Source organism: Rhodanobacter sp. TND4EL1, assembly GCF_054061035.1.
In genome coordinates, this window is the sequence record NZ_JBSSDT010000002.1 from 680983 (window position 1) to 701062 (window position 20080).

The window sequence follows — 20080 nt, forward strand, 5'->3', positions numbered from 1 at the left end:
CGACTATTTCTCGATGCGGTAGTTCAGGCTGGCGCGGCTGAATTCGGTGGCCTGCTGGGCCTCGAAATTCCAGCGCTTGCTGAGCCGGTAGCGCAGGGTGATCACCTCGCCCGGCTCGAACAGGCCGACGCCGTAACTCAGGTACAGCCGTGGCGAGAGGTATTTGCCCACGGTGAAGGCGGAACTGCCGCCGAGCGCCTCGTTGCTGGAAACCCCGATGTCGTCCACGCCCAGCTTGGAGCCGATGCTCTTGGCCAGCAGGTCGCCCGCGGCCGAGCCCAGCGCCTGCGCCGCGGCGCCGACCATGTCGCCTTCGCCACCCTTGACCTGGGACAGCGGCTTGCCGGTGACGAGATAGGACAGCGCGTCGGACTGTTCCATCACCGGGTTGGAAAACACCGTGAGAATCGGCCGTTGCGCCGTACCGGAAACCAGCAGGCCCACTTCCTGGCCTTCGTCGATGGTCGCGTTGGGATTGAGCTTGCGCACGGCGCGGATGTTGAGGCCCGGGTTGTCGATCGGTGTGCTGGCGAAAAGCAGCTGGCCACGCTGGATGGTGAGATCCTGGCCGTAAGCCCGGTAGGTGCCGTTGACCGCGATCTGGCCCTGACCGACAGTGGCGCGACCGGGATGTTCGATCACCGTGAGCAGGCCGCTCACTCGACCGTTCAAACCCATCCCCACGATATGTGTCTTGCGTCCCAGGTCGACCTTGACCACCGCACTGATCGGCAGCTTGCTGGCCGCTTCCTGCTGCTGCTTTTCATCCACCACGACCACGTCGGACGAAGCCTGGGTGGCGCCGGCGCCGGGCAGCTTTTCGGCATTCACATCCGCGCTGTCGATGCCGAGCGAGCCGCCGATCACGATGCCCTTGGCATCCTGCTTCAAGGTGAGGTCGGGTGAGATGACCGCCTTGGCCGCGGGAATATCGACGGCGGTGAATTGACTGCCCTTCAGACTGAGCGAGGTCTGGCCGGTGGCGCCCAGTCCGGCCGTGCCGTTGATCGTCACGCTGCCGTTGCCCGACTTCACGCTGCCCTGGACCAGGAACTGCCGGGCATCGCTGGTGCTGACGGTGAGCTGGCCCTGGCTCAGCTTGAGCCCGGCGGAGGGCAGCTCCGCGGAGAAATTCGTGACGTTGGCCTGGCCGAGGATCGCCGGTTGCTTCAACGTGCCGCCGAAGCGGAAGCTGCCGTTGGCGCCGCCCTTGACGTTCGCCACCTCGGTGCTGAACAACTCGACGAAGGCGAGATTGTTCAGGCGCAGATCGAGTTGGCCGCCAAGCGTCTGCCGGGCGCCGCTGATGGTGACCTGGCCGTCCAGCCGCCCGCCGTCATCCAGTCCGGCATGGGCCTCGATCCGCTGGCTGGTCGTGCCCAACTCGGCATCCACCCGCAGCTGGTTGTAGTGCAGCAGCGGCTGATCGGTGCGATCGGTGTAGCTGATCGTGCCCTGGGCGGAATTGAGCGAGGCATTGCCGCTGAGTGCGCCGGCCGCACTGCGATGGAGCTTGCCGCTGCCTTGCAGGGTGCCGTCGGCGCGCATCGGCATGTCGGCATTGCCGGTGGCGTTCAACAGCAGGGCCAGCGGCAGTGACTGCAAGCGGTAGCTGGCGTCGAGGTTGCCGGGCTTGTCCTGCTTCGCGGTGACACACAGTTGCGGCTCACCGGCGCTCAAGCACAGTTCGGACAGGCTCATCGCGCCGCCGTTGTAGGCGAGCTGGGTCGGTTGCAGCAGACGCCACGACGGCATGCCCTGCGGCTCCAGATTCAGTGTCGACAGCGTGCCTTTCCATGCCTCGCCTTTCAGCGATCCGTGCAGGTCGAGTCGCCCCGACAACTGCGTGCCACGTGCGTCCAGTTGCAGGCGATGATCTGTCTGGCTGCCCTCGGCCAGCAGGTTCATCTGCTGGAACAGCAGGCCTTGCAGATACACGTTGCTGGTCCGCAGATCGATCTTGCCGGCCGGGTGACTGATATCGGGCAGGCCGACTATCACCTGCAAGGTGTCGGCCTTCCGTGCCTGCCAAGAAAGCGCCTGACCGTTGAGCTGGCCGTTGATGCTCAGCCTGGGCTGTTTGCCCGCGATAGTGAAATGGCCGTCCAGACGCCCGCCAGCGTCGGGCAACCAGTCGCCCAGCGAGGCGACCGCCAGGGTCAGATCGATGTTGTTGCTGTTGCCCGGCTTGCCCACGACACGGATGCTGCTGCGCGCCGAGCCCAGCTCGAGCTGACCGTCCACCACTTCGTCCGGCGACAGGTGCAGCTTGCCACTGCCGCTGACGGCGCGATCGCGCAGCTTGCCACCCAGTCGCCGAATGTCCAGGGTGGCATCCGGGCCTTCGCTCGGCAGGCTGCCCTGGCTGGCGATGTCGAAATCCAGTGCCCCGTTCCAGCCGGCGAACAGCGCGCCGGGGTTGAGCTTGTCGGCGGTGGCCTCGATTTGCCATCCCAGCGTGGGTTGCAAGGTCAGCGTACCGTGGGCCTGAAGGCCGCCCTGCGCCTGTTTCAAGGCCAGCGTGCGCAGCTGGACCAGCTTGGGTGAGCCTTCCAGATCCAGCGTCAGCGCGGCGAGTTTGCCCGGCTGACCCAGGTGGATGTTGCCGGTCGCCTGATACTTCTCCACGCTGCCACGGGCCTTGAGCTCACCGTCGCTGGCCAGTTCTTGGCCGGCCAGTTCGGCGGGAAGCACCAGATCTTTCCAGTGCACGTTCAAGTCGGCACTGAGCGGCTGGGCAGCGAGCTGAATCGTGCCGCTGGCTTCCACGCTGCCCTTGATTTGCGGCGAGCCGAGCGTGAGCTGTTGCAGGTCGAGCGTGTGGAAGTCGTGGCTGAATTGCGCGCGCAGCGGTTGCAGCAGGAACTGGTAGTCGTTGAGATCGAGCTGACCGGTGAGCGTGCCGCTGTAGCGGTCACCGTGGCCTTGCACGGCGATGGCCAGCGCCTTCAGTGAGCTCTCGCCCAGCAAGGGCTTGGGGTCGAAGCGTGGTGCGTCGAGCTTGCCGGTCCACGCGTAATCGCCGCTCTGGGTCAGAGCCAGTTGCAGCTGGGCCGAAGTCGGTGCGGTGAGTCGGATGTCGAGCTGCGCGTGCTTGCCGTCACTGTGTGCATCGAGGCTGCCGGCGTAGTCGGTGTCGCCAACCTTCCAGGCAAACGCCGCCTTGCCGTTGCCGTGGTAGGGCGTTCCCAGCGCCAGCAGGCCGTCCAGGTCGACGTGGCCATCCGGGGCCTGCAGCACCAGCTGACGCACCTCGATGCCCTCGTTGGTCCAGCGGCCGGCGAGGTCGAGTCGGTCCGAGGCGAAGACCGGCTTGCCCGCCTGACTTACCTTCACGCTGCCCACGTGCGCGCGATCGAAGATGATCTGGAGCGGCGGTTGCAGTGAGAAACTGCCGGTGTCTTTCTTGTCGGCGCTGGGCGCGGGCAGGCTCACCTGGACGCCATCGGCATCCAGCGCCAGCACATGGACACGCTTCACCAGCAGCGGCCACAAGCGCAGATCAAGGCGGGCCGTGGCCAGCTGGACGACCGTGCCCTTGCCATCGTCATAACGCACGCCGGTGAGGTCGAGCGGGCCGGCCAGGCGGCCGTTCGCCTGCTGCACCCGCAGCGCGCCGTCGGTTGCCGCTTGCGCGCGCGCCAACGCGAAACGCAGGCCCGCGCCGGTGTCGAGCAGCCACCACAGAGCCGCCGCCATGAGCAACAGCAGCGCGGCGAATCCGATGGCGATGCGCTTGACCCACTTCATGCTGTCCGTCTGCTCCTGATTGATTTCCAAGTATCCGTGCCGCTGGTTCGAACTACGAAGCCCGTTCCTACAGATCCGGTCCGATCACCAGGTGCAGCTGGATCCCGTGTGCGCGGTCGTCGTGGATCGGTGTGCCCAGGTCCACGCGGATCATGCCCACCGGCGAACGCCAGCGAACGCCAAGGCCTGCGCCGATCTTCGGACGATAGTCGGTGCCAGTGAAGGCATTGCCGCTGTCGACGAAGGCGGCCATGCCCCAGTTGCGCGTGAAGTAGTGTTCCACCTCGGTGCTGGCGACCAGCAGATTGGTGCCGCCGATCACGCGGTCGGCGCTGTTGCGGGGACCGATCGACTGGTAGCCGTAGCCCCGCACCGAACGGTCACCGCCGGCGAAGAAGCGCAATTGCGGTGGCAGCGCGGTGAAATCGTCGGTGTGGGTGATGCCGAAGCTGCCGCGCAGGATCAGCCGGTTGCGCTGGCGCTGGCCGAATGCACGGATCCACTTCGCGTCGGCGGTGAACTGGCTGAAGCTGGCGTCGGAGAGCAGCGGCCCCGCGGTGCTGCGCACGGCCAGGTTGATCAGCCAGCCGCGATGCACGAAGTCGGGGTTGTCGGCTTTCTTGCGGGTCAACGCCGCCTCTGCGAACACCAGCGTGCTGCGCCCGTGCTCGATGCCGGGGGTATTGTCCGGCTCGCCGCCGCGCTTGCCTACGGTGAATGTGCCGGACAGCGCGTGCAGACCCAGGGTTCGCGTCCAGCCATGCCACTGGCGCGTTTCGTTGCCGACCAGTTCCAACGTGCGCGATTGCGAGGTCGCGGTATTGGCGTCACGGAAATTGGCGCCGAAGTTGTAGCTGCGCTGGTTGTCGCCGGGCATCGGTATCGAGTACAGCGTGGACAGGGTTTTCAGCTTCTGCGCCACCACCAGCTCGTTTTTCCACTTGTGCCCGCGCCGGTTGACCCAGCGCCGCTCGACGCCGCCACGCAGGCCGAAACCGGTGTCGGTACCGATGAACGGGCCGCCGGTGTAGATCGAGCGCTTGGCCGGCGCCAGTTGCACGGTGACGTCGACCACGCCGTCTTTGGCCTCGTCGATGTCGGGCAGCACGTTGACCACCGAAAAATAGTCTGCGCCGTTGAGCGCCTGCTGCAAGGCCAGCAGCTGGTCCTGTTCGAAATAATCACCCGGCTTGAACGGCACGTAGCGGTCGAGGAAGCCGTCGTTGAACTGCGAGCCCTCGAACTTCATCTGGCCATAGCGGAAGCGCGGCCCGGCCTGCCAGGCCAGCTTGACCACCGCGCTGTGATTCGCGCGAGTCACCTCGACGCGATGGGTGACGAGCTTCGCATCGAGGAAGCCGTTGGCGGTGAGCTGAGCGCTGAGCGCGTCGCGCGCTGCTTCGTAGGTGCCGTGGTTCAGCGGCTTGTCCTTGAGTCGCTCGATCGCGCGCCTGGCGCGGCGCAACTGGCCGATCTTCGAGGCCACGTCGTCGAGTTGCACATCGACGCGGGTGACCTTCACCGGTTCACCGGGTTTCACGTGCAGGCTCACCCGCCAGTCCTTGCCGAGTTGCTGCAGGTCGCCGGTGACCGTGGCGTCGTAGTAGCCATACGGCTGCAGCGCCGCCTTGACCTGATCCGGTGCATGACCGTACAGGCGTCGGACCTGGGCGTCGCTTACGTCGCGCTTCGCATACTGGGAAAGCTCCACGGCGGAGACTGCAGCGGCCTTGAGCGGGTCGTCGATGCCATCGACCACCAGTTGCACGCCTGCGTGCGCCTGTGATGCCAGCAGCAGGGACAACAGCACTCCGGTACGTCGGCTGAGGCGGTGGCCGGGGTGACGCATGCGTTGGGTTCCGTCCTCGGGGGCATATGCGGGGAAGGGGAGCTTACCCAACTTTATGTTGGCTTCGTATGAATCCCGGCGCCAAGCGGCCGTGCGATCCGCACCGGATCGCTTGTCCTGAACACCGCCGGATCAGCCGGCCTTGTCGCCGGCCTTGTGTGCAATCCATGCGCCGGTCACTGCCGATACGTACGGGATCGATTGCGCCGCGAGGATGAACATCCACAAGGTGCCCTCGATATAGCGCGTACCGTAGCCCAGCGCCATGCCGAGGATGCACAACGCCAGCGCGATGGCCATCAGGCCTTCCTCGCGCACCGGCGCGAACGCGGCGAAATTGCTGCCGCCCAGGCGCCGGCTCTTGGCGGTCACCACGAACGAGGTCTTCTCGCGGGTCAGCCCGTGCAGGATGCCGCGGGCGATCGCGTGGCTGAGTCCCATGCTGGCCAGCGAGGCCATCAAGGTGTCGTACCAGCTGCACGGCACGCGGGCGCGGTACAGCACGATGCCGAAGATTGCCTTGGCGAAGAAGAAGCCGATCACCGGGATCAGGAACAGCTGCATCGGCAGGCTGAAATATTGTGGATACGCGATCATGCCCGCGGTCCAGAACAGTGCCATCAGGGTGAAGACCAGGTGCAGCGCATCGGCGAACCAGCTGAACCAGCCGGTGAGGAAGTGGAAACGCTGGCCGGCTGAAAGTGGCCCTCGCTGCGTCATCCAGCTCCAGCGGCCCTTGAGGATCTGCATCGCGCCGAACGCCCAGCGGTAGCGCTGGCTCTTGTATGCCTTGAAGTCGGCCGGGGTCAGGCCCTTGCCCATCAGTTCATCGACGTAGACCAGCTCGTAGCCCGCATGCATCAGGCGCAGGCCCAGCTCGGCATCCTCGCAGATCGTCCATTCCGACCAGCCACCCGTGCCTTCCAGCGCGGTGCGCCGGACCATGGTCATGGTGCCGTGCTGGATGATCGCGTTGCGCTCGTTGCGATGGTGCATGCCGATGCGGAAGAAGCCGTCGTATTCCCACGCGGTCATCCGGCGGAACGCGTTGTGCTCGAACTCGCGGTGCGCCTGCGGGCACTGCACCACCGCCACCTTGGGGTCGTGGAAATAGCCGGTGAGGGTGGCCAGCCAGTCGCTGCGCACTTCGTAGTCGGCATCGATCACCGCCACCACGTCGGCGGCCGGATCGGTTTCCTTGAGGCCGAAATTCAGCGCACCGGCCTTGTAGCCGGGCCACGGCTCCAGATGGAAGAAGCGGAAGCGCTTGCCCAGCTTCTCGCAGTAATCCTTCACCGGCTGCCACACCGCCGGGTCCTTGGTGTTGTTGTCGATCACCAGCACTTCGTAGTTCGCGTAGTCCAGCGCGGCCAGCGAATCCAGCGTGATGATCACCATCTCCGGCGGCTCGTTGTAGCAGGCCAGGTGGATCGACACGAACGGCTGCTTTTCCGGCGGATCGGGCGTCAGCATGCCGGCGTGACGCATCCACTTCGGCCGCCACAGCACCTCGGTGAACTCGAAGCCATTGATCAGCAGGATCGCCAGAATCGCGATCTGGGCCGGGAATAGCAAGGTGAGCATGGTCCAGTCGACCCAGCTCAGGTAGAAGTTGAACGGCAGCGTGGCCGACCAGGTCAGCAAGCCGGCTGCCAGCTGGATCAGCATGCAGAAGAACAACCTGCCCATCAGCTTGAAGCGGCTGAAACGGCGGGCAAACAGAATCATCGGCAGCAGCGCCAGCAGGCTGGCGGCGATCGCCTTCCACGGCCAGGCGGTGTCCTCGGTGACCGGGCCGGTCAGCGGGAACTTCATCTGGCGGTCGGCATTGAACATGCCCCAATAGGCGCCGGTACGACCTTCGCCCAGGTTTTCCTTCCACGGCTGGTCGAACGCCTCGAGCAGGAAGTAACTGATGTGCTGCTGCTTGGCGACGTTCATCCAGTCACGGATGAAGATCGCCTCGTTCGACACGGACGGGTCGGCGTATTCGTGGCGGTCGCCGTTCGACGGCCAGCCGATCTCGCCGACCACGATCGGCTTGCCGGGGAAGTGCTGGCGGATCTGGTCATACGCTCCCAGCGCGGCAGGCACCGCGTCCTTGCGCGCAATGCCATTCCAGAACGGGAACAGATGGATGGTGATGAAGTCCACGTGCTGGGCCAGCTCGGGGTACTTCAGCCAGATGTAGTCCGGTTCGGCGATCGACACCGGCTGGTGCACGGCGGCGCGTACCCGATCCAGGTACGTCATCATCTGTTCCGGCGTGAGGTCGTTGCGGAACAACACCTCGTTGCCCACGATCACCCGGGTGATCGTGTCCGGGTACGCGCGTGCCTTGGCGATCAGCAGCTCGATCTCCCGTTCGTTGTTGTCCAGCCGCTTGTCGATCTCGGCGCCGGCCATCACCTTCAGGCCTTCCTTCTGCGCCAGCCGGTACAACTGCGGGTTCTGCTGCATCGTGTACGTGCGCACCCGGTCGCTGTACTTGTGCAGCAGCTTCAGGTCGCCGGCGATCTCGTCGTCGCTGGGGTAATCCTGTTTGAACGGGCTCTGATAACGCTGGTACACGTTCATCGAGAAGCCGCCGATCTTGCCGTGCCAGTCGTCGGGGCCGTGCGGCAGGTTGCCGTACCACCACAGGCCGATGTTCATCGCCGCCACGATCAGTGCGAGCACGATGGCGGTGAGCAGGGGATACCGACTGTTGTGGTTTGCTGCAGTGGCGCTCAAAAAAATCCCCGGAGGATGCCTGCGCAATAGGCGTAAAGCTTGGGGAGCTTAACCAATCCATGGCACCGGGCTCAATGAATATTGACGGGCACGGTCAGCGAAAGGTCAGCCGCCAGCGCGCCGGGGTTCCCTGTACGCGAGCGTTCTGCGCCATTCCGGGGGCTGGTCAGGTCGGCTGCGTACTCTGTTGCGTTAGAGTGGTGAATCAATATTCGGCCCCATCGATGTTGCGGTGACCTCCCGCACCCGGCTGCGGAACACGACTTTCAGGAATTTTCTTGCGACAGCTCACCTGGCGTTTCTTTCTGCTGGTTCTGGCTTTCCTCAGCCTGAGCCGGCTTGGCCTTGCCTTGTGGTGGTGGGCAAGGGTGCAGCCCATGGGCGGGTTGTGGCCGGTGCTTGCTGGTGGGCTGCGGATTGATTTGAGCCTGCTGGCGATGATCTGCCTGTTGCCGGCGCTGCTGTCCCCGTGGCTGGGGGATCGGCCTTGGGCGGCATGCATCACGGCGTGGTGGTATCGGGCATGGTGGATGCTGTTGGTGTTGCTGGAGCTGACCACGCCGCAGTTCATCCGGGAGTACGACACCCGGCCGAACCGGCTGTACGTGGAGTATCTGAACAGCCCGCACGAGGTCTCGGCGATGCTCTGGCATGGCTACAAGGGCGTGTTGTTGTTCGTGCTGGCTGGCCTGCTGGTGCTTGGTTGGCTCGGATTCCGGCTATTGCGCACGAAGCTGGTCGATGCACCGATGCGCCTGCGCTGGCGCGCGGTGGTGAGCGCGGCCTTGCTGGCGCTGCTGCTTCTCGCCGCCCGCGGCACGCTTGAGCATCGGCCGTTGAATGCCTCGATGGTGGCGTTCAGCGACGACGCGATGGTCAACACCTTGCCGCTGAATTCCCTGTACAGCGTGATCGACGCGATTTGGAGCATGCAGAACGAGCGCTCGGCAGCGGCCCTGTATGGGTCCATGCCTGAAGCGGAGATGCAGCAGCTGGTGCGCGAGGCGTCGGCGATGGATGGGCCGATGCTCGATCCCCGGCATCCCAGCTGGCATGTGCAACACGCCGCGAAACGACCGGCTCAGCCGCTGAACCTGGTCATCATCGTCGAGGAAAGCCTGGGCGCGCAGTACATCGGCACGCTGGGCGGACAGCCGCTGTCGCCACAATTCGATGCGCTGGCCAAGCAGGGCTGGCTGCTGGCGCGCACCTACGCCACCGGCACGCGCTCGGTGCGGGGCCTGGAGGCGATCAGCACCGGCTTCCTGCCGACCCCGGCCGAAGCGGTCCTGAAACTGCCGCGCAGCCAGCGCGATTTCTTCACCCTGGCTGGTCTGCTGGGCGAGTTCGGCTACCACTCGCGCTTCATCTACGGCGGCGAGGCGCACTTCGACAACATGAAGTCGTTCTTCCTGGGCAATGGTTTCGATGAGGTGATCGATCAGCCGAAGTTCGCGGTGAAGCCCACCTTTGTCGGCTCGTGGGGCGCGTCGGACGAGGACATGTTCAACGAGTTGCACCACCGCTTGATGCAGGGCGGCACGCAGCCGCAGTTCACCCTGGCTTTCAGCGTCTCCAACCATACGCCGTGGGAATATCCGGCCGGGCGGATCGATGCGAGCGATCCCGCGGCGAGCGTGCAGAACACGGTGCGATATGCGGATTGGGCCATCGGACGCTTCTTCGCCCAGGCCAAACGGTCACCCTACTGGAAGAACACGGTTTTCCTGATCGTGGCCGACCACGATGCGCGGGTATTCGGTGCCAGCCTGGTGCCGGTGCGGCACTTCCACATTCCCGCGCTGATTCTGGGTGCCGGCGTACCGGCGCAGCGCGACGAACACCTGGTCAGTCAGGTCGATCTGGCGCCCACGTTGCTGTCGCTGATCGGCATCAGCAGCGTCAATCCGATGCTGGGTGCCGATCTGACACAGCACTATCCGGGCCGCGCGATCATGCAGTACGGCGACAACTACGGGTATCTGAAGGGCGACCAGTTGCTGGTGTTGCAACCGGGCCAGCCCGCGGCCCAGTTTCATTACCAGGTGGACGATGAAAAGCTGACGCCCGTCCCGGTGGACCCGGCACTGGACCGGCAGGCGCTGGCACATGCCTTGTGGCCCAGTTGGGCGTACTTCAACCAGCGGTATGGTTTGCCACCGAAGTCGATCCAGCCGGCACCTGCCCCGCCGGCGACGGTGCTGAAACCAATGGAGCCGGACAAGTGTTGCGCGACGCGCCAGCTGTAAACGGACAAACCCGGCTCCAGGCCGGGTTTGTCCATGCAGGCAAAGCTGCCGCGATCAGCGCAGCAGCGAGCGCAGCATCCATGCGGTCTTCTCGTGATCCATCAGGCGTCCGGTGACCATGTCCGCGGTACCTTCGTCGCCCGCATCGTTGGCCGACTTGATGGTTTCGCGCGCCGTTGCCGCGGCGATTTCATGGCCTTCGACCAGTTGGCCCACCATCTCCTTCCACTCCGGCACGCCTGCCTCCTCCTTGATCGAGCTGAGTTTGGCGAACTGGCTGTAGGAACCCGGCGCGAACACGTCCAGCGTGCGGATGCGCTCGGCCACTTCGTCGGCAGCCAGCCACAACGCGTTGTATTGGGTCTCGAACATCAAATGCAGGCTGTTGAACTGCGGACCGGTGACGTTCCAGTGGAAGCTGTGCGTCTTCAGGTATAGCGAGTAGGTGTCGGCCAGCAGTTTGGACAAATGCCTGGCGACCGCTTCCCGGTCCTTCTTGCCGATACCGATGGAAATGGCCATGTGCTGCTCCTTCCTGGGTGGTTGATGCGATGAATCCACAGTAGCGGGTTGAGTTCTGCCGGTGAAATGAATCCTTCGTATGCCGCCGATAGCCAGCGACTATCAGGCTCGCGGTCGTCAGCAGCTATCATGTGCGGTCCGATGAACGACAGCCCTCCGCCCAAGCCCGATTCTTCCGCCGATCCCGGCCTGCGCGATCTGCGTCGGCAGCTGGATGCGGTGTCCAGTCGCGACTTCGGCCGCCTGCTGGGGCGCTGGCGCACGCTGTCGCGCCGTCCTGACGACAACAAGCTTGCCGCACTGGTGGCCGATATTCAGCGCTCCGCGGCCAAACGCCGCGCGCGGGTGGCGGCCAAGCCGAAGATCACCCTGGACGAATCGCTGCCGATCAGCGCGCGCGGCGAAGACATCGTCAAGCTGATTCGCGAGCACCAGGTGGTGGTGATCGCCGGCGAAACCGGCTCGGGCAAGACCACCCAATTGCCGAAGCTGTGTCTGGCTGCGGGCCGGGGCGAAGCCGGCATGATCGGCTGCACCCAGCCGCGCCGGCTGGCCGCCCGTTCGGTGGCGCGTCGCGTGGCCGAGGAACTGGCTACGCCGCTGGGCGAGATCGTGGGTTTCCAGGTGCGCTTCAACGATCAGGTGTCCGAGCGCAGCCTGATCAAGTTCATGACCGACGGCATCCTGCTGGCCGAAACCCAGGGCGATCCGTGGCTGAGCGCCTATGACACCCTGATCATCGACGAAGCGCACGAGCGCAGCCTCAACATCGACTTCCTGCTGGGCTATCTCAAGCGGCTGGCGGTGAAGCGACCCGAGCTGAAGATCATCGTCACCTCGGCGACGATCGACACCGCGCGCTTCTCCGAACACTTCGGTGGTGCACCGGTGGTCGAGGTGGAAGGGCGGGCGTATCCGGTCGAGCTGCGCTGGCGGCCGGTGAATGATTCTGTAGGAGCGCATCCTGTGCGCGATGGCTCTTCGCCAAACTCGCAGAAAGAGCATCGCGCACAGGGTGCGCTCCTACAAGGGCAGCGTGGCGGTCTGCAGGAAGGCAGCGCCGAACATATTGCGGCCACGCTGGACGAAATCACCGACGACGACCCGCGCGGTGACGTGCTGATCTTCCTGCCTGGCGAGCGCGAGATCCGCGACGCGCACCAGCTGCTGTCGCGCCGGCAATATCGCGAAACAGAGATCATGCCGCTGTACGCGCGGCTGTCCGCTGGCGACCAGGATCGGGTGTTCAAGCCCGGCATCAAGCGCCGCGTGGTGCTGGCCACCAACGTGGCCGAAACCTCGCTGACCGTGCCGCGCATCCGCTACGTGATCGACACCGGCACCGCGCGGGTCAAACGCTACAGCCAGCGCAGCCAGCTCGAACGGTTGCATGTCGAACCGATCTCGCAGGCCGCGGCCGACCAGCGCAAGGGTCGTTGCGGCCGCGTCGGGCCCGGCATCTGCTACCGCCTTTACGGCGAGGCGGATTTTGCCGGTCGCGCGGCCTTTACTGATCCGGAATTGCTGCGCTCGTCGCTGGCCAACGTGATCCTGCGCATGCTGGCGCTGAAGCTGGGCGAGGTCGACGACTTCCCGTTTCTGGAAGCGCCGGACCCGCGGGTGATCGCCGACGGCTTCCGCCGGCTCACCGAGATTTCCGCGATCGACGAGGCGCGCAAGCTCACGGATATCGGTCGCCATCTGGCGCGCCTGCCGATCGACGTGCAGCTGGCGCGCATGCTGGTCGAGGGTGAAAAGCTCGGTGCGCTGCGCGAACTGCTCACCATCGCTTCCTTCCTCAGTATCCAGGATCCGCGCGAGCGCCCCTCCGACGCCCGCCAGCAAGCTGATACCGCACATGCGGTGTTCGCCGACCCCAAATCCGATTTCGTCGGCGTGCTGAACCTGTGGCAGGCCTATCACGACGCGCACGAAGAGTTGACCCAGTCGAAGCTGCGCGACTGGTGCTCGCGGCATTTCCTCAGCTTCATGCGCATGCGCGAATGGCGCGAATTGCATCGGCAGCTGTTGCTGGTGGTGGGGGAGTTGGGGTGGCTTGTTGCTCCTTCTCCCCCTCGGGGAGAAGGCTGGGATGAGGGGGCGGGGTCGCGAAAGACTCCACGAGTTGGTGCCATAGAGGTTGGAAAGAAAAGCAAAGGCAGGGAAGCTTCGGGCGAGCACCCGCCCCTCACCTCAATCCTCTCCCCGAAGGGGCGAGGAGGCGAACGCCAGGAGCGCGCTATTGATCAACAAGCTGCGACGGATCGCCTCCTTGAGGCGGTTCATCGCAGCTTGTTGGCCGGTCTGCCAACCCAGGTCGGGCGCAAGGACGAGAAAGGCGTCTACCAGAGCACGCGCGAGCGCAAATTTCATGTGTTTCCGGGTTCGGCGCTGGCCAAGTCTCCGCCGAACTGGGTGTTCTCCGCGCAGATACTCGACGTGGGCGGGCGCGTGTGGGGCATGGCCAATGCGCGGGTCGAACCGCTGTGGGTCGAACAGCAGGCGGCACATCTGCTGCGCACACATTGCCGCGATGCACACTGGTCGAAGAAGCGCGGCTGCGTGGTGGCCTATGAGCAGGTCAGCCTGTTTGGATTGGTGCTGGTGGAGAAGCGTCCGGTCACCTTCCAGCAGCAGGATCCGGCCTTGGCACACGCGATCTTCCTGCGCGAGGCGCTGGTCCGTGGTGACATCGAGAGCAGGGCCGATTTCGTGCGGTCCAATCAGCGCGTACTGGAAGAGGCGCTGGGCATCGAGGCAAGGCAGCGCCGCGAGGGACTGATCCGCCACGAAGATGACCTGGTCGCGTTCTTCGAGGGCAAGCTGCCTGAAGAGATCGCCAGCAGTCGTGCGCTGGATGCGTGGTATCGCAAGGCGCGTCCGGCCGAGCAGGCTGCGCTGCGCTGGTCGCTGGACGACGTGATGGTCGGTGGCGCCGGTCTTGATGCGAAGGCTTTCCCGGCCACGCTCGACCTTCCTCCACAAAAATACAAGCTCGAGTACCGCTTCGTTCCCGGCGATGAAGCCGACGGTGTCACGCTGCATCTGCCGCTGGCGATGCTGAACGCGCTGCCCGCGGCACGTTGCGAATGGCTGGTGCCTGGCCTGCTTGCTGAAAAGGTGGCCGAACTGATCCGTGGCCTGCCGAAAGCGCTGCGCCGCAACTTCGTGCCCGCGCCCGACTTTGCGCGCGCGTTTGTCGAAGCCGCATCGCCGCGCGACGAACCGTTGACCAAGGCCTTGGCGCTGTTTCTGAAGCGCGCCACTGGCGTGACCATCGAGGCGAGCGAGTTCGCCGCGGTCGAGCTGTCGCCGCATTTCCTGATGCGTTATCGGCTCCATGATGAACGTGGCAAGACACTCGCAAGCAGTCGCGACCTGGCCGAGCTGCGTGGCCAGTGGGAAGGACAGGCGCGCGAGGCGTTCTCGCTCAAGACCGACATCGAGCTGACGCGCGAGGACGTGGCCAGTTGGGACTTCGACGCCATCCCGGCCCAGGTGCGCTCCGACGGTGGCCTCACCGCGTTTCCCGCACTCGTCGATCTCGGCGAAACGGTTGCGCTGCGCGTGTTCGAACGCAGCGACGAGGCCGGTGCTGCCCATCGGCAAGGCGTGGTGCGGCTGCTGCGAAACGCCCTGGCCAGTGACGCCAAGCAGGCGCGACGCCGGCTGCCGATCGGCAATGCGCTGGCGCTGAAATATGGGCCGCTGGGCGGCGTGGACGGGCTGCGCGAAGACCTGCTCGAAGGCGGCTTCCAGGATCTGCTGGAACGTCACGAACTGGATGTGCGCACGGCCGCCAGCTTCGAGGCGTTGCGCACGCAGCTGTCGCGCGAGCTGTCCGGCGCCGGCGTTGAACGGTTGAAGCTGGCCGAACCGATCATCGAGGCCCAGGCCGAGATGAAGCCCTGGCTCCAGCCGCCGCTGCTGGGTTTCGCCCGAGCCAGCTACGACGACATGCGCGAGCAGGTCGATGCACTGCTCACCCCCGGATTCCTGCGCGACCTCGCGCCTTCACGACTGGCGCACTATCCGCGTTACCTGAAAGCGATACGCCTGCGCGGCGAGCGGCTGCGCCAGGATCCGGCGAAGGATCAGCAACGCCTGTTGCAGGTGATGCCTTACTGGCGTGCGTACCTGCAACACCGGGCTGCCGGTACCGATCCTGCGGAGCTGGCCGAGCTGCGCTGGCTGATCGAGGAGTGGCGCGTGTCGCTGTTCGCCCAGGAGCTGAAGACCGCCGAGCCGGTCTCGGCCAAGCGCCTGGCGAAGGCGCTGGCGGCACTGGCGTGAGCGCCTGCCCGCAGGGGCAGGCTGATCAATTCGCCGGTTGTACCCGGCCACTGGTGTTGTAGCCCTCGATCTTGAGCATCCATCCACCGAGCACGCCGGCCTTCACGGTAGCCACGGGGCTGTCCATGGGTCTCGTCAAGGTCAGCGAGCTGTCGTCGCTGATGCGCCATTTCTGGCCGTTCTGAAGGACGATCACACTACCGGGTCGCCATCCCGTGAAGCGTCCGGCAATCGGGCTGACGACGATGCGACTGGCCTTCTTTCCAGCGCCCGCCACCTTTTTCTCCGAGGAGGCCGTACTGCGACTGGCACCCTTGTCGGCTGCCACGCTGGCCGAGGAGACCGCGGAGGCCGGAACCGCGGAGGCCAGCTCGGTGGCATGCGTGGCCAGCCATTGTTCCAGGCGGGCGAGTTCGGCCGGGCTCAATTTGTCCAGTCCGGCCTGATTGAATTCCGCGGATCCCATCTGCTGCTTCAGCACGATGGCTTGCTGGGCATGCAACGGCCCGCAACCCAGCCACAGCGCAAACAAGGAAGGAATCAACAAGAGCAGGGGTGCTTTCATGGTGCGAGTCCTGGTGGCGACGTGTCGCAGGTGAAGGTTGATTCTGCGGGGTAAGCTGGTCTTGCGCCAACTCTTGCTTGAACATGTTCGCCAGAGGCCGCTCGTGCGAGACCTGCGGCGTCACCAACAAACGTGGAAAATCGTGTCATGGTTCAAACCGCTTCCAGCGCCGCCGACAACCTTCGGTCATGGCGCGATCGTGCCGCCGGGCTGCCGGCTGTGCTGGTCGAGGCGCTGGATGCCTGCGCTTCGCGCACCTTGAATGAAGCCGAATGCACCGACGTGCTGGACCTGCTCGGCATGCTGGGCTGTGACGCGCAGACCCAGGCGGCGGCGCTGTGGTTCGCGCTTGCCCGTGCCGATCCGACGCTGTGGCAGGAGCGACGCACGACCTTGCCGGCGGAGTTGCAACGTCTGGTGGACGGCCAGCAAGCGGCTGAACAGGTCTGGGCATTGCATGCGCAGCGGCCGCCGCAGGGCGCGGCCGAAGGCTTGCGGCGTCTGCTGCTGGCCATCGTGCGCGATCTGCGCGTGGTGTTCGTGCTGCTGGCACGCCAGCTCGCACGCATGCGCGCCGCTACGCAGCTGGCCGATGAGGAGCGCCAGGCACTGGCACGGCTGACCCGCGATATCCACGCCCCGCTGGCGAACCGGCTTGGCATCTGGCAGTTGAAGTGGGAGCTGGAAGATCTGGCGTTCCGTTACCTGCAGCCGGATGTCTATCGGCGCATCGCGAAACTGCTGGATGAGCGACGCGCGGATCGGGAGGCGTTCATCCGCGAATCGCTGGATGAGCTGAGTCGTGCGCTGGCGGCTGCCGACATCTCCGCCGACCTGGCCGGACGGCCCAAACACATCTATTCGATCTGGAAGAAGATGCAGCGCAAGTCGCTGGATTTTTCCGACCTGTACGACATCCGCGCGGTACGCATCCTGGTCGGCAACATTACCGATTGCTATGCGGCGCTGGGCGTGGTGCATGCCCGCTGGCCGCACTTGCCGGGCGAGTTCGACGACTACATCGCGCGGCCCAAGGCGAACGGCTACCAATCGCTGCACACCGCGGTGATCGGCCCGGCCGGCAAGACGCTGGAAGTGCAGATCCGCACGCACGAGATGCATCGCGCGAATGAGCTGGGCGTGGCGGCGCACTGGCGCTACAAGGAAGGTGGCAGTGGCGATGCCGAGTTCGAGGCCAAGATCGCCTGGATGCGCAAATTGCTGGAGCCGCGAGGCGACGACGACAGCACATTGGCGTCCGACCTGCATACCGAACTGCTGGAGGATCGGGTCTACCTGCTGACCCCGAAGGGTGAGGTCTTCGATCTGACGCGTGGCGCCACCGTGCTGGATTTTGCCTATCTGGTGCACACCGAGGTGGGCCACCGTTGTCGCGGCGCCAAGGTCAACGGCCGCATCGTGCCGCTGACCTTCCAGCCGCAAAGCGGCGACCGGGTGGAGATTCTCACCGGCAAGGTCGCCGACCCCAGCCGCGACTGGTTGTCGCCGCATCACGGCTATCTCAACACCTCGCGGGCGAAGGACAAGCTGCGCAACTGGTTCCGCAAGATCGCCCAGGAAACCAATCTTGCGGTCGGTCGCGGCATGTTCGAGCGGGAGCTGAAACGGCTGGCGCTGACCACCGCCGATGTGGGCAAGCTGCCTTCCCATTTTCATCTGAAGAACCAGGACGAGCTGCTGATCGCGCTGGCGCTGGGCGAGATCACGCCGGGCCAGATTGCCCGCGTGGTGCAGGAGGCGGCCCATGCGGCGGAGCCGGCGGTGACGCAGTCCAGCACGCCGGTTGCCTCGCGCCACACCACGCTGGACCACAGCGCGCTCAGCATCGAGGGCATCGGCAACTTGCTGACTACGCTGGCGCGCTGCTGCCAGCCGTTGCCCGGCGATCCGGTACGCGGTTTCATCACCAAGGGGCGTGGCGTATCAGTGCATCGCGCCGACTGCGGCAGCCTTGCGCGACTGGCGCGGCGCGATCCGGACCGGGTGATCGAGGTGAGCTGGGGCAGCGCGGCGGCACAGGCGTACGAGGTCGACATCGAGCTGCGCGGCTACGATCGCAAAGGCCTGCAGAAGGATGTCACCAGCGTGATCAGCAACGCTGCCACCCATATCATTGCCTCGTCCAGCCGGCTGTTCGTGCAAACCGGTGAAGTGGAAATGCGTTTCACGCTGCGCGTGCGGGACTTCGAGCAGTTATCGACCCTGCTCGGCAAGCTGCTGGCGCTGCCCAATGTGATCGACGTGCGCCGCATTGGCGTCGGCTGAATGACCGCGCAATGCCCGCTGCCATCCGGGCCGGCGGCCAGCGGGGCAATGTTAAGCTGCATCGACAATCTTTGCAGCCAATAACCATGAGCGGACGCCGGGACCAGCACGACGCACATCCACCGATTCGCACCGAGCCGACCATCGGCGATCTCGGTCGGCTGGACGAGCCGCGCGTTCGCACCCCGGATGATCTTCCGCAGGTGGCGGTCGAGCCGCGCACGACACATGCCCGGATGTCACCACCGTCACGGGCCAGGACACGTCGCGGCTGGCTGGTGCCGGTGTTGCTGTTGATCGTTGTCGCCCTGCTGGGTGCGCTGTGGATCAATCAGACCCGCCTGCGCAGCATGGTGCCGCGCACCGACTTCAACACCTTGCTGGGCCAGGCTCAACAAGCACTTCAGGACGGACGTCTGGACGGCCAGGACGGTCACAGTGCGCGCGAGTTGTTCCAGGCGGCCGCCGCGCTGGAGCCGGACAACAATCGCGCACGTGACGGCCTGCGACGGGTCGGTCAGGCAATGCTGGCGCAGGCAGACACCTCATTGCAGGCAGGCAGCCTGGCTCAGGCAGACACCTCATTGCAGGCAGGCAGCCTGGCTCAGGCGGCACAGCAGGCGACTGTGGCGCGCGAGCTGCTTGGTGGCGGCAGCGACATCGACCGGCTGGATCGCGCGATCAGCAGTGCGCGCGCACGCCAGGTGCATACCGTGGACCTGGTCGATCAGGCGCAGCAGGCCCTGGCGGCAGGCAAGCTGGATGGGCCGGACGGTGCGGGCGCGCTATATCGGCGCGTACTGCAGGCCGATCCCGACAACGCGGTGGCTGTGCATGGGCTTGATCAGGTCGGCTACGCACTCGCGGTCGACGCGCGCAAGGCGATCGATGCGAAGGACAGTGAAACCGCCAATGCGCGCATAGAACAGCTTGCCGCGTTGCAACCCAACAACGGCGCGCTGCCCGCCCTGCGTGCGCTGCAGGCACAAACGCGCAAGCAGGACAACAATGCGCTGGCGGCCGAACTGAAGGCCGGCCAGGAAGCGCTGCGCGCCGGGCGCATGGCTGGCACCGGCGACGATAGCGCGCTGGCGCACTTCCAGGCCGTGCTCAAGCTTGATCCCGACAACGCACAGGCCCACGCGGGTCTTGGCAATGTGGCGCAGGCGCTGACGGTGCAGGCGAACGCAGCGATCGATGCCGGCGACAACGCGCAGGCAGCGCATCTGCTGGAGCAGGCCCGGCAACTGGCGCCGAAATCGGCCGACCTTGCCGCAGCGAAGGCACGCCTGGACAGTGCGGCGAATGCCGACGCTTCCCGTTCCGGCAACGCTGTCGCCGATGAACCTGCCGGCACCGACGAGGCGACGGTGCCGACCGTACTGACGCCGCAACAGAGTGCCGCGGTGGCGCGCCTGGTCCAGCGTGCGCAGCAGGCAACGAGCCATGGCGACATCATGATGCCGCCCGGCGACAGCGCTTATGACCTCTATCGGAGCGCGCTGGCGATCGACGGCAACAATGAGTCGGCGGTGCATGGGCTGCAGGCCTTGCCGGGGAAAGTTCGGCAGCAGTTTGAGCAGGCACTTGCCGAAGGCAATCTCGCCAAGGCCGGTGACATGCTGGCCAACCTGGCCGAACTGGCGCCCGGTGATGCCACCCAGGCAGCGCTTGGCAATCGGCTGGCCAGTGCGTGGCTGGACCAGGCCGAGCAGCAGCTGGGCCGCGGCGACCGCGGGGGCGCCAGCCAGTCGCTGCAGCGCGCGCGCAAGCTGACGCCTTCCAGCCCGCGGGTGCAGGATCTGGGCGCCCGACTTCAAGGTGGCGGGTGAG

The 20080-nt window shown here is 65.4% G+C and carries 9 protein-coding genes; 4 read left to right on the forward strand and 5 right to left on the reverse strand.

All coding sequences use genetic code 11. The annotated features are described in order from the left end of the window. Positions 1-3: 3 nt before the first annotated feature. The 3 genes from ACVWWQ_RS09635 to ACVWWQ_RS09645 all read right to left on the reverse strand — a co-directional run bounded on the left by ACVWWQ_RS09635 (position 4) and on the right by ACVWWQ_RS09645 (position 8332). Positions 4-3750: a translocation/assembly module TamB domain-containing protein gene (locus ACVWWQ_RS09635; protein ID WP_133947774.1), complete on the reverse strand. Its 3747-nt coding sequence runs from the start codon at positions 3748-3750 to the stop codon at positions 4-6. 67 nt (positions 3751-3817) lie between these two features. After that, positions 3818-5599, reverse strand: a complete 1782-nt coding sequence (locus tag ACVWWQ_RS09640; protein ID WP_133947772.1) for an autotransporter assembly complex protein TamA — start codon at positions 5597-5599, stop codon at positions 3818-3820. Between the two features lie 132 nt (positions 5600-5731). Further along, entirely contained in the window at positions 5732-8332 is a 2601-nt protein-coding gene (locus tag ACVWWQ_RS09645; RefSeq protein WP_133947770.1) for a glycosyltransferase family 2 protein, read from the reverse strand. Positions 8333-8610: 278 nt separating this feature from the next. Here ACVWWQ_RS09645 and ACVWWQ_RS09650 point away from each other — a divergent pair, with 278 nt between their 5' ends. Beyond that, positions 8611-10581, forward strand: a complete 1971-nt coding sequence (locus ACVWWQ_RS09650; protein WP_166669698.1) for an LTA synthase family protein — start codon at positions 8611-8613, stop codon at positions 10579-10581. Positions 10582-10635: 54 nt separating this feature from the next. On the opposite strand, the gene ACVWWQ_RS09655 is transcribed toward ACVWWQ_RS09650, so the two are convergent. Beyond that, positions 10636-11103 carry a Dps family protein gene (locus tag ACVWWQ_RS09655; protein ID WP_099653801.1) on the reverse strand — a complete coding sequence of 156 codons (468 nt, stop codon included), beginning with the start codon at positions 11101-11103 and terminating at the stop codon, positions 10636-10638. Positions 11104-11244: 141 nt separating this feature from the next. On the opposite strand from ACVWWQ_RS09655, the gene hrpA reads away from it, so the two are divergent. Continuing rightward, on the forward strand, positions 11245-15396 hold the full coding sequence (hrpA, locus tag ACVWWQ_RS09660; RefSeq protein WP_133947768.1) for an ATP-dependent RNA helicase HrpA: 4152 nt from the start codon (positions 11245-11247) through the stop codon (positions 15394-15396). Positions 15397-15421: 25 nt separating this feature from the next. Here hrpA and ACVWWQ_RS09665 read toward each other — a convergent pair whose 3' ends face one another. Then, positions 15422-15961, reverse strand: a complete 540-nt coding sequence (locus ACVWWQ_RS09665; protein WP_133947766.1) for a hypothetical protein — start codon at positions 15959-15961, stop codon at positions 15422-15424. Between the two features lie 147 nt (positions 15962-16108). On the opposite strand from ACVWWQ_RS09665, the gene ACVWWQ_RS09670 reads away from it, so the two are divergent. Both ACVWWQ_RS09670 and ACVWWQ_RS09675 read left to right on the forward strand, forming a co-directional pair. Beyond that, positions 16109-18247, forward strand: coding sequence for a RelA/SpoT family protein (locus ACVWWQ_RS09670; RefSeq protein ID WP_099653798.1), 2139 nt, complete (start codon positions 16109-16111; stop codon positions 18245-18247). Positions 18248-18333: 86 nt separating this feature from the next. Further along, positions 18334-20079: a hypothetical protein gene (locus ACVWWQ_RS09675; protein ID WP_133947764.1), complete on the forward strand. Its 1746-nt coding sequence runs from the start codon at positions 18334-18336 to the stop codon at positions 20077-20079. Position 20080 lies beyond the last annotated feature (1 nt).

Excerpts from the sequence above, each read along its gene's own strand:
- ACVWWQ_RS09665 (WP_133947766.1), bottom strand. The coding sequence starts at position 15,961 with ATGAAAGCACCCCTGCTCTTGTTGATTCCTTCCTTGTTTGCGCTGTGG.
- ACVWWQ_RS09640 (WP_133947772.1), bottom strand. The coding sequence starts at position 5,599 with ATGCGTCACCCCGGCCACCGCCTCAGCCGACGTACCGGAGTGCTGTTG.
- ACVWWQ_RS09655 (WP_099653801.1), bottom strand. The coding sequence starts at position 11,103 with ATGGCCATTTCCATCGGTATCGGCAAGAAGGACCGGGAAGCGGTCGCC.
- ACVWWQ_RS09635 (WP_133947774.1), bottom strand. The coding sequence starts at position 3,750 with ATGAAGTGGGTCAAGCGCATCGCCATCGGATTCGCCGCGCTGCTGTTG.
- ACVWWQ_RS09670 (WP_099653798.1), top strand. The coding sequence starts at position 16,109 with ATGGTTCAAACCGCTTCCAGCGCCGCCGACAACCTTCGGTCATGGCGC.
- hrpA (WP_133947768.1), top strand. The coding sequence starts at position 11,245 with ATGAACGACAGCCCTCCGCCCAAGCCCGATTCTTCCGCCGATCCCGGC.
- ACVWWQ_RS09675 (WP_133947764.1), top strand. The coding sequence starts at position 18,334 with ATGAGCGGACGCCGGGACCAGCACGACGCACATCCACCGATTCGCACC.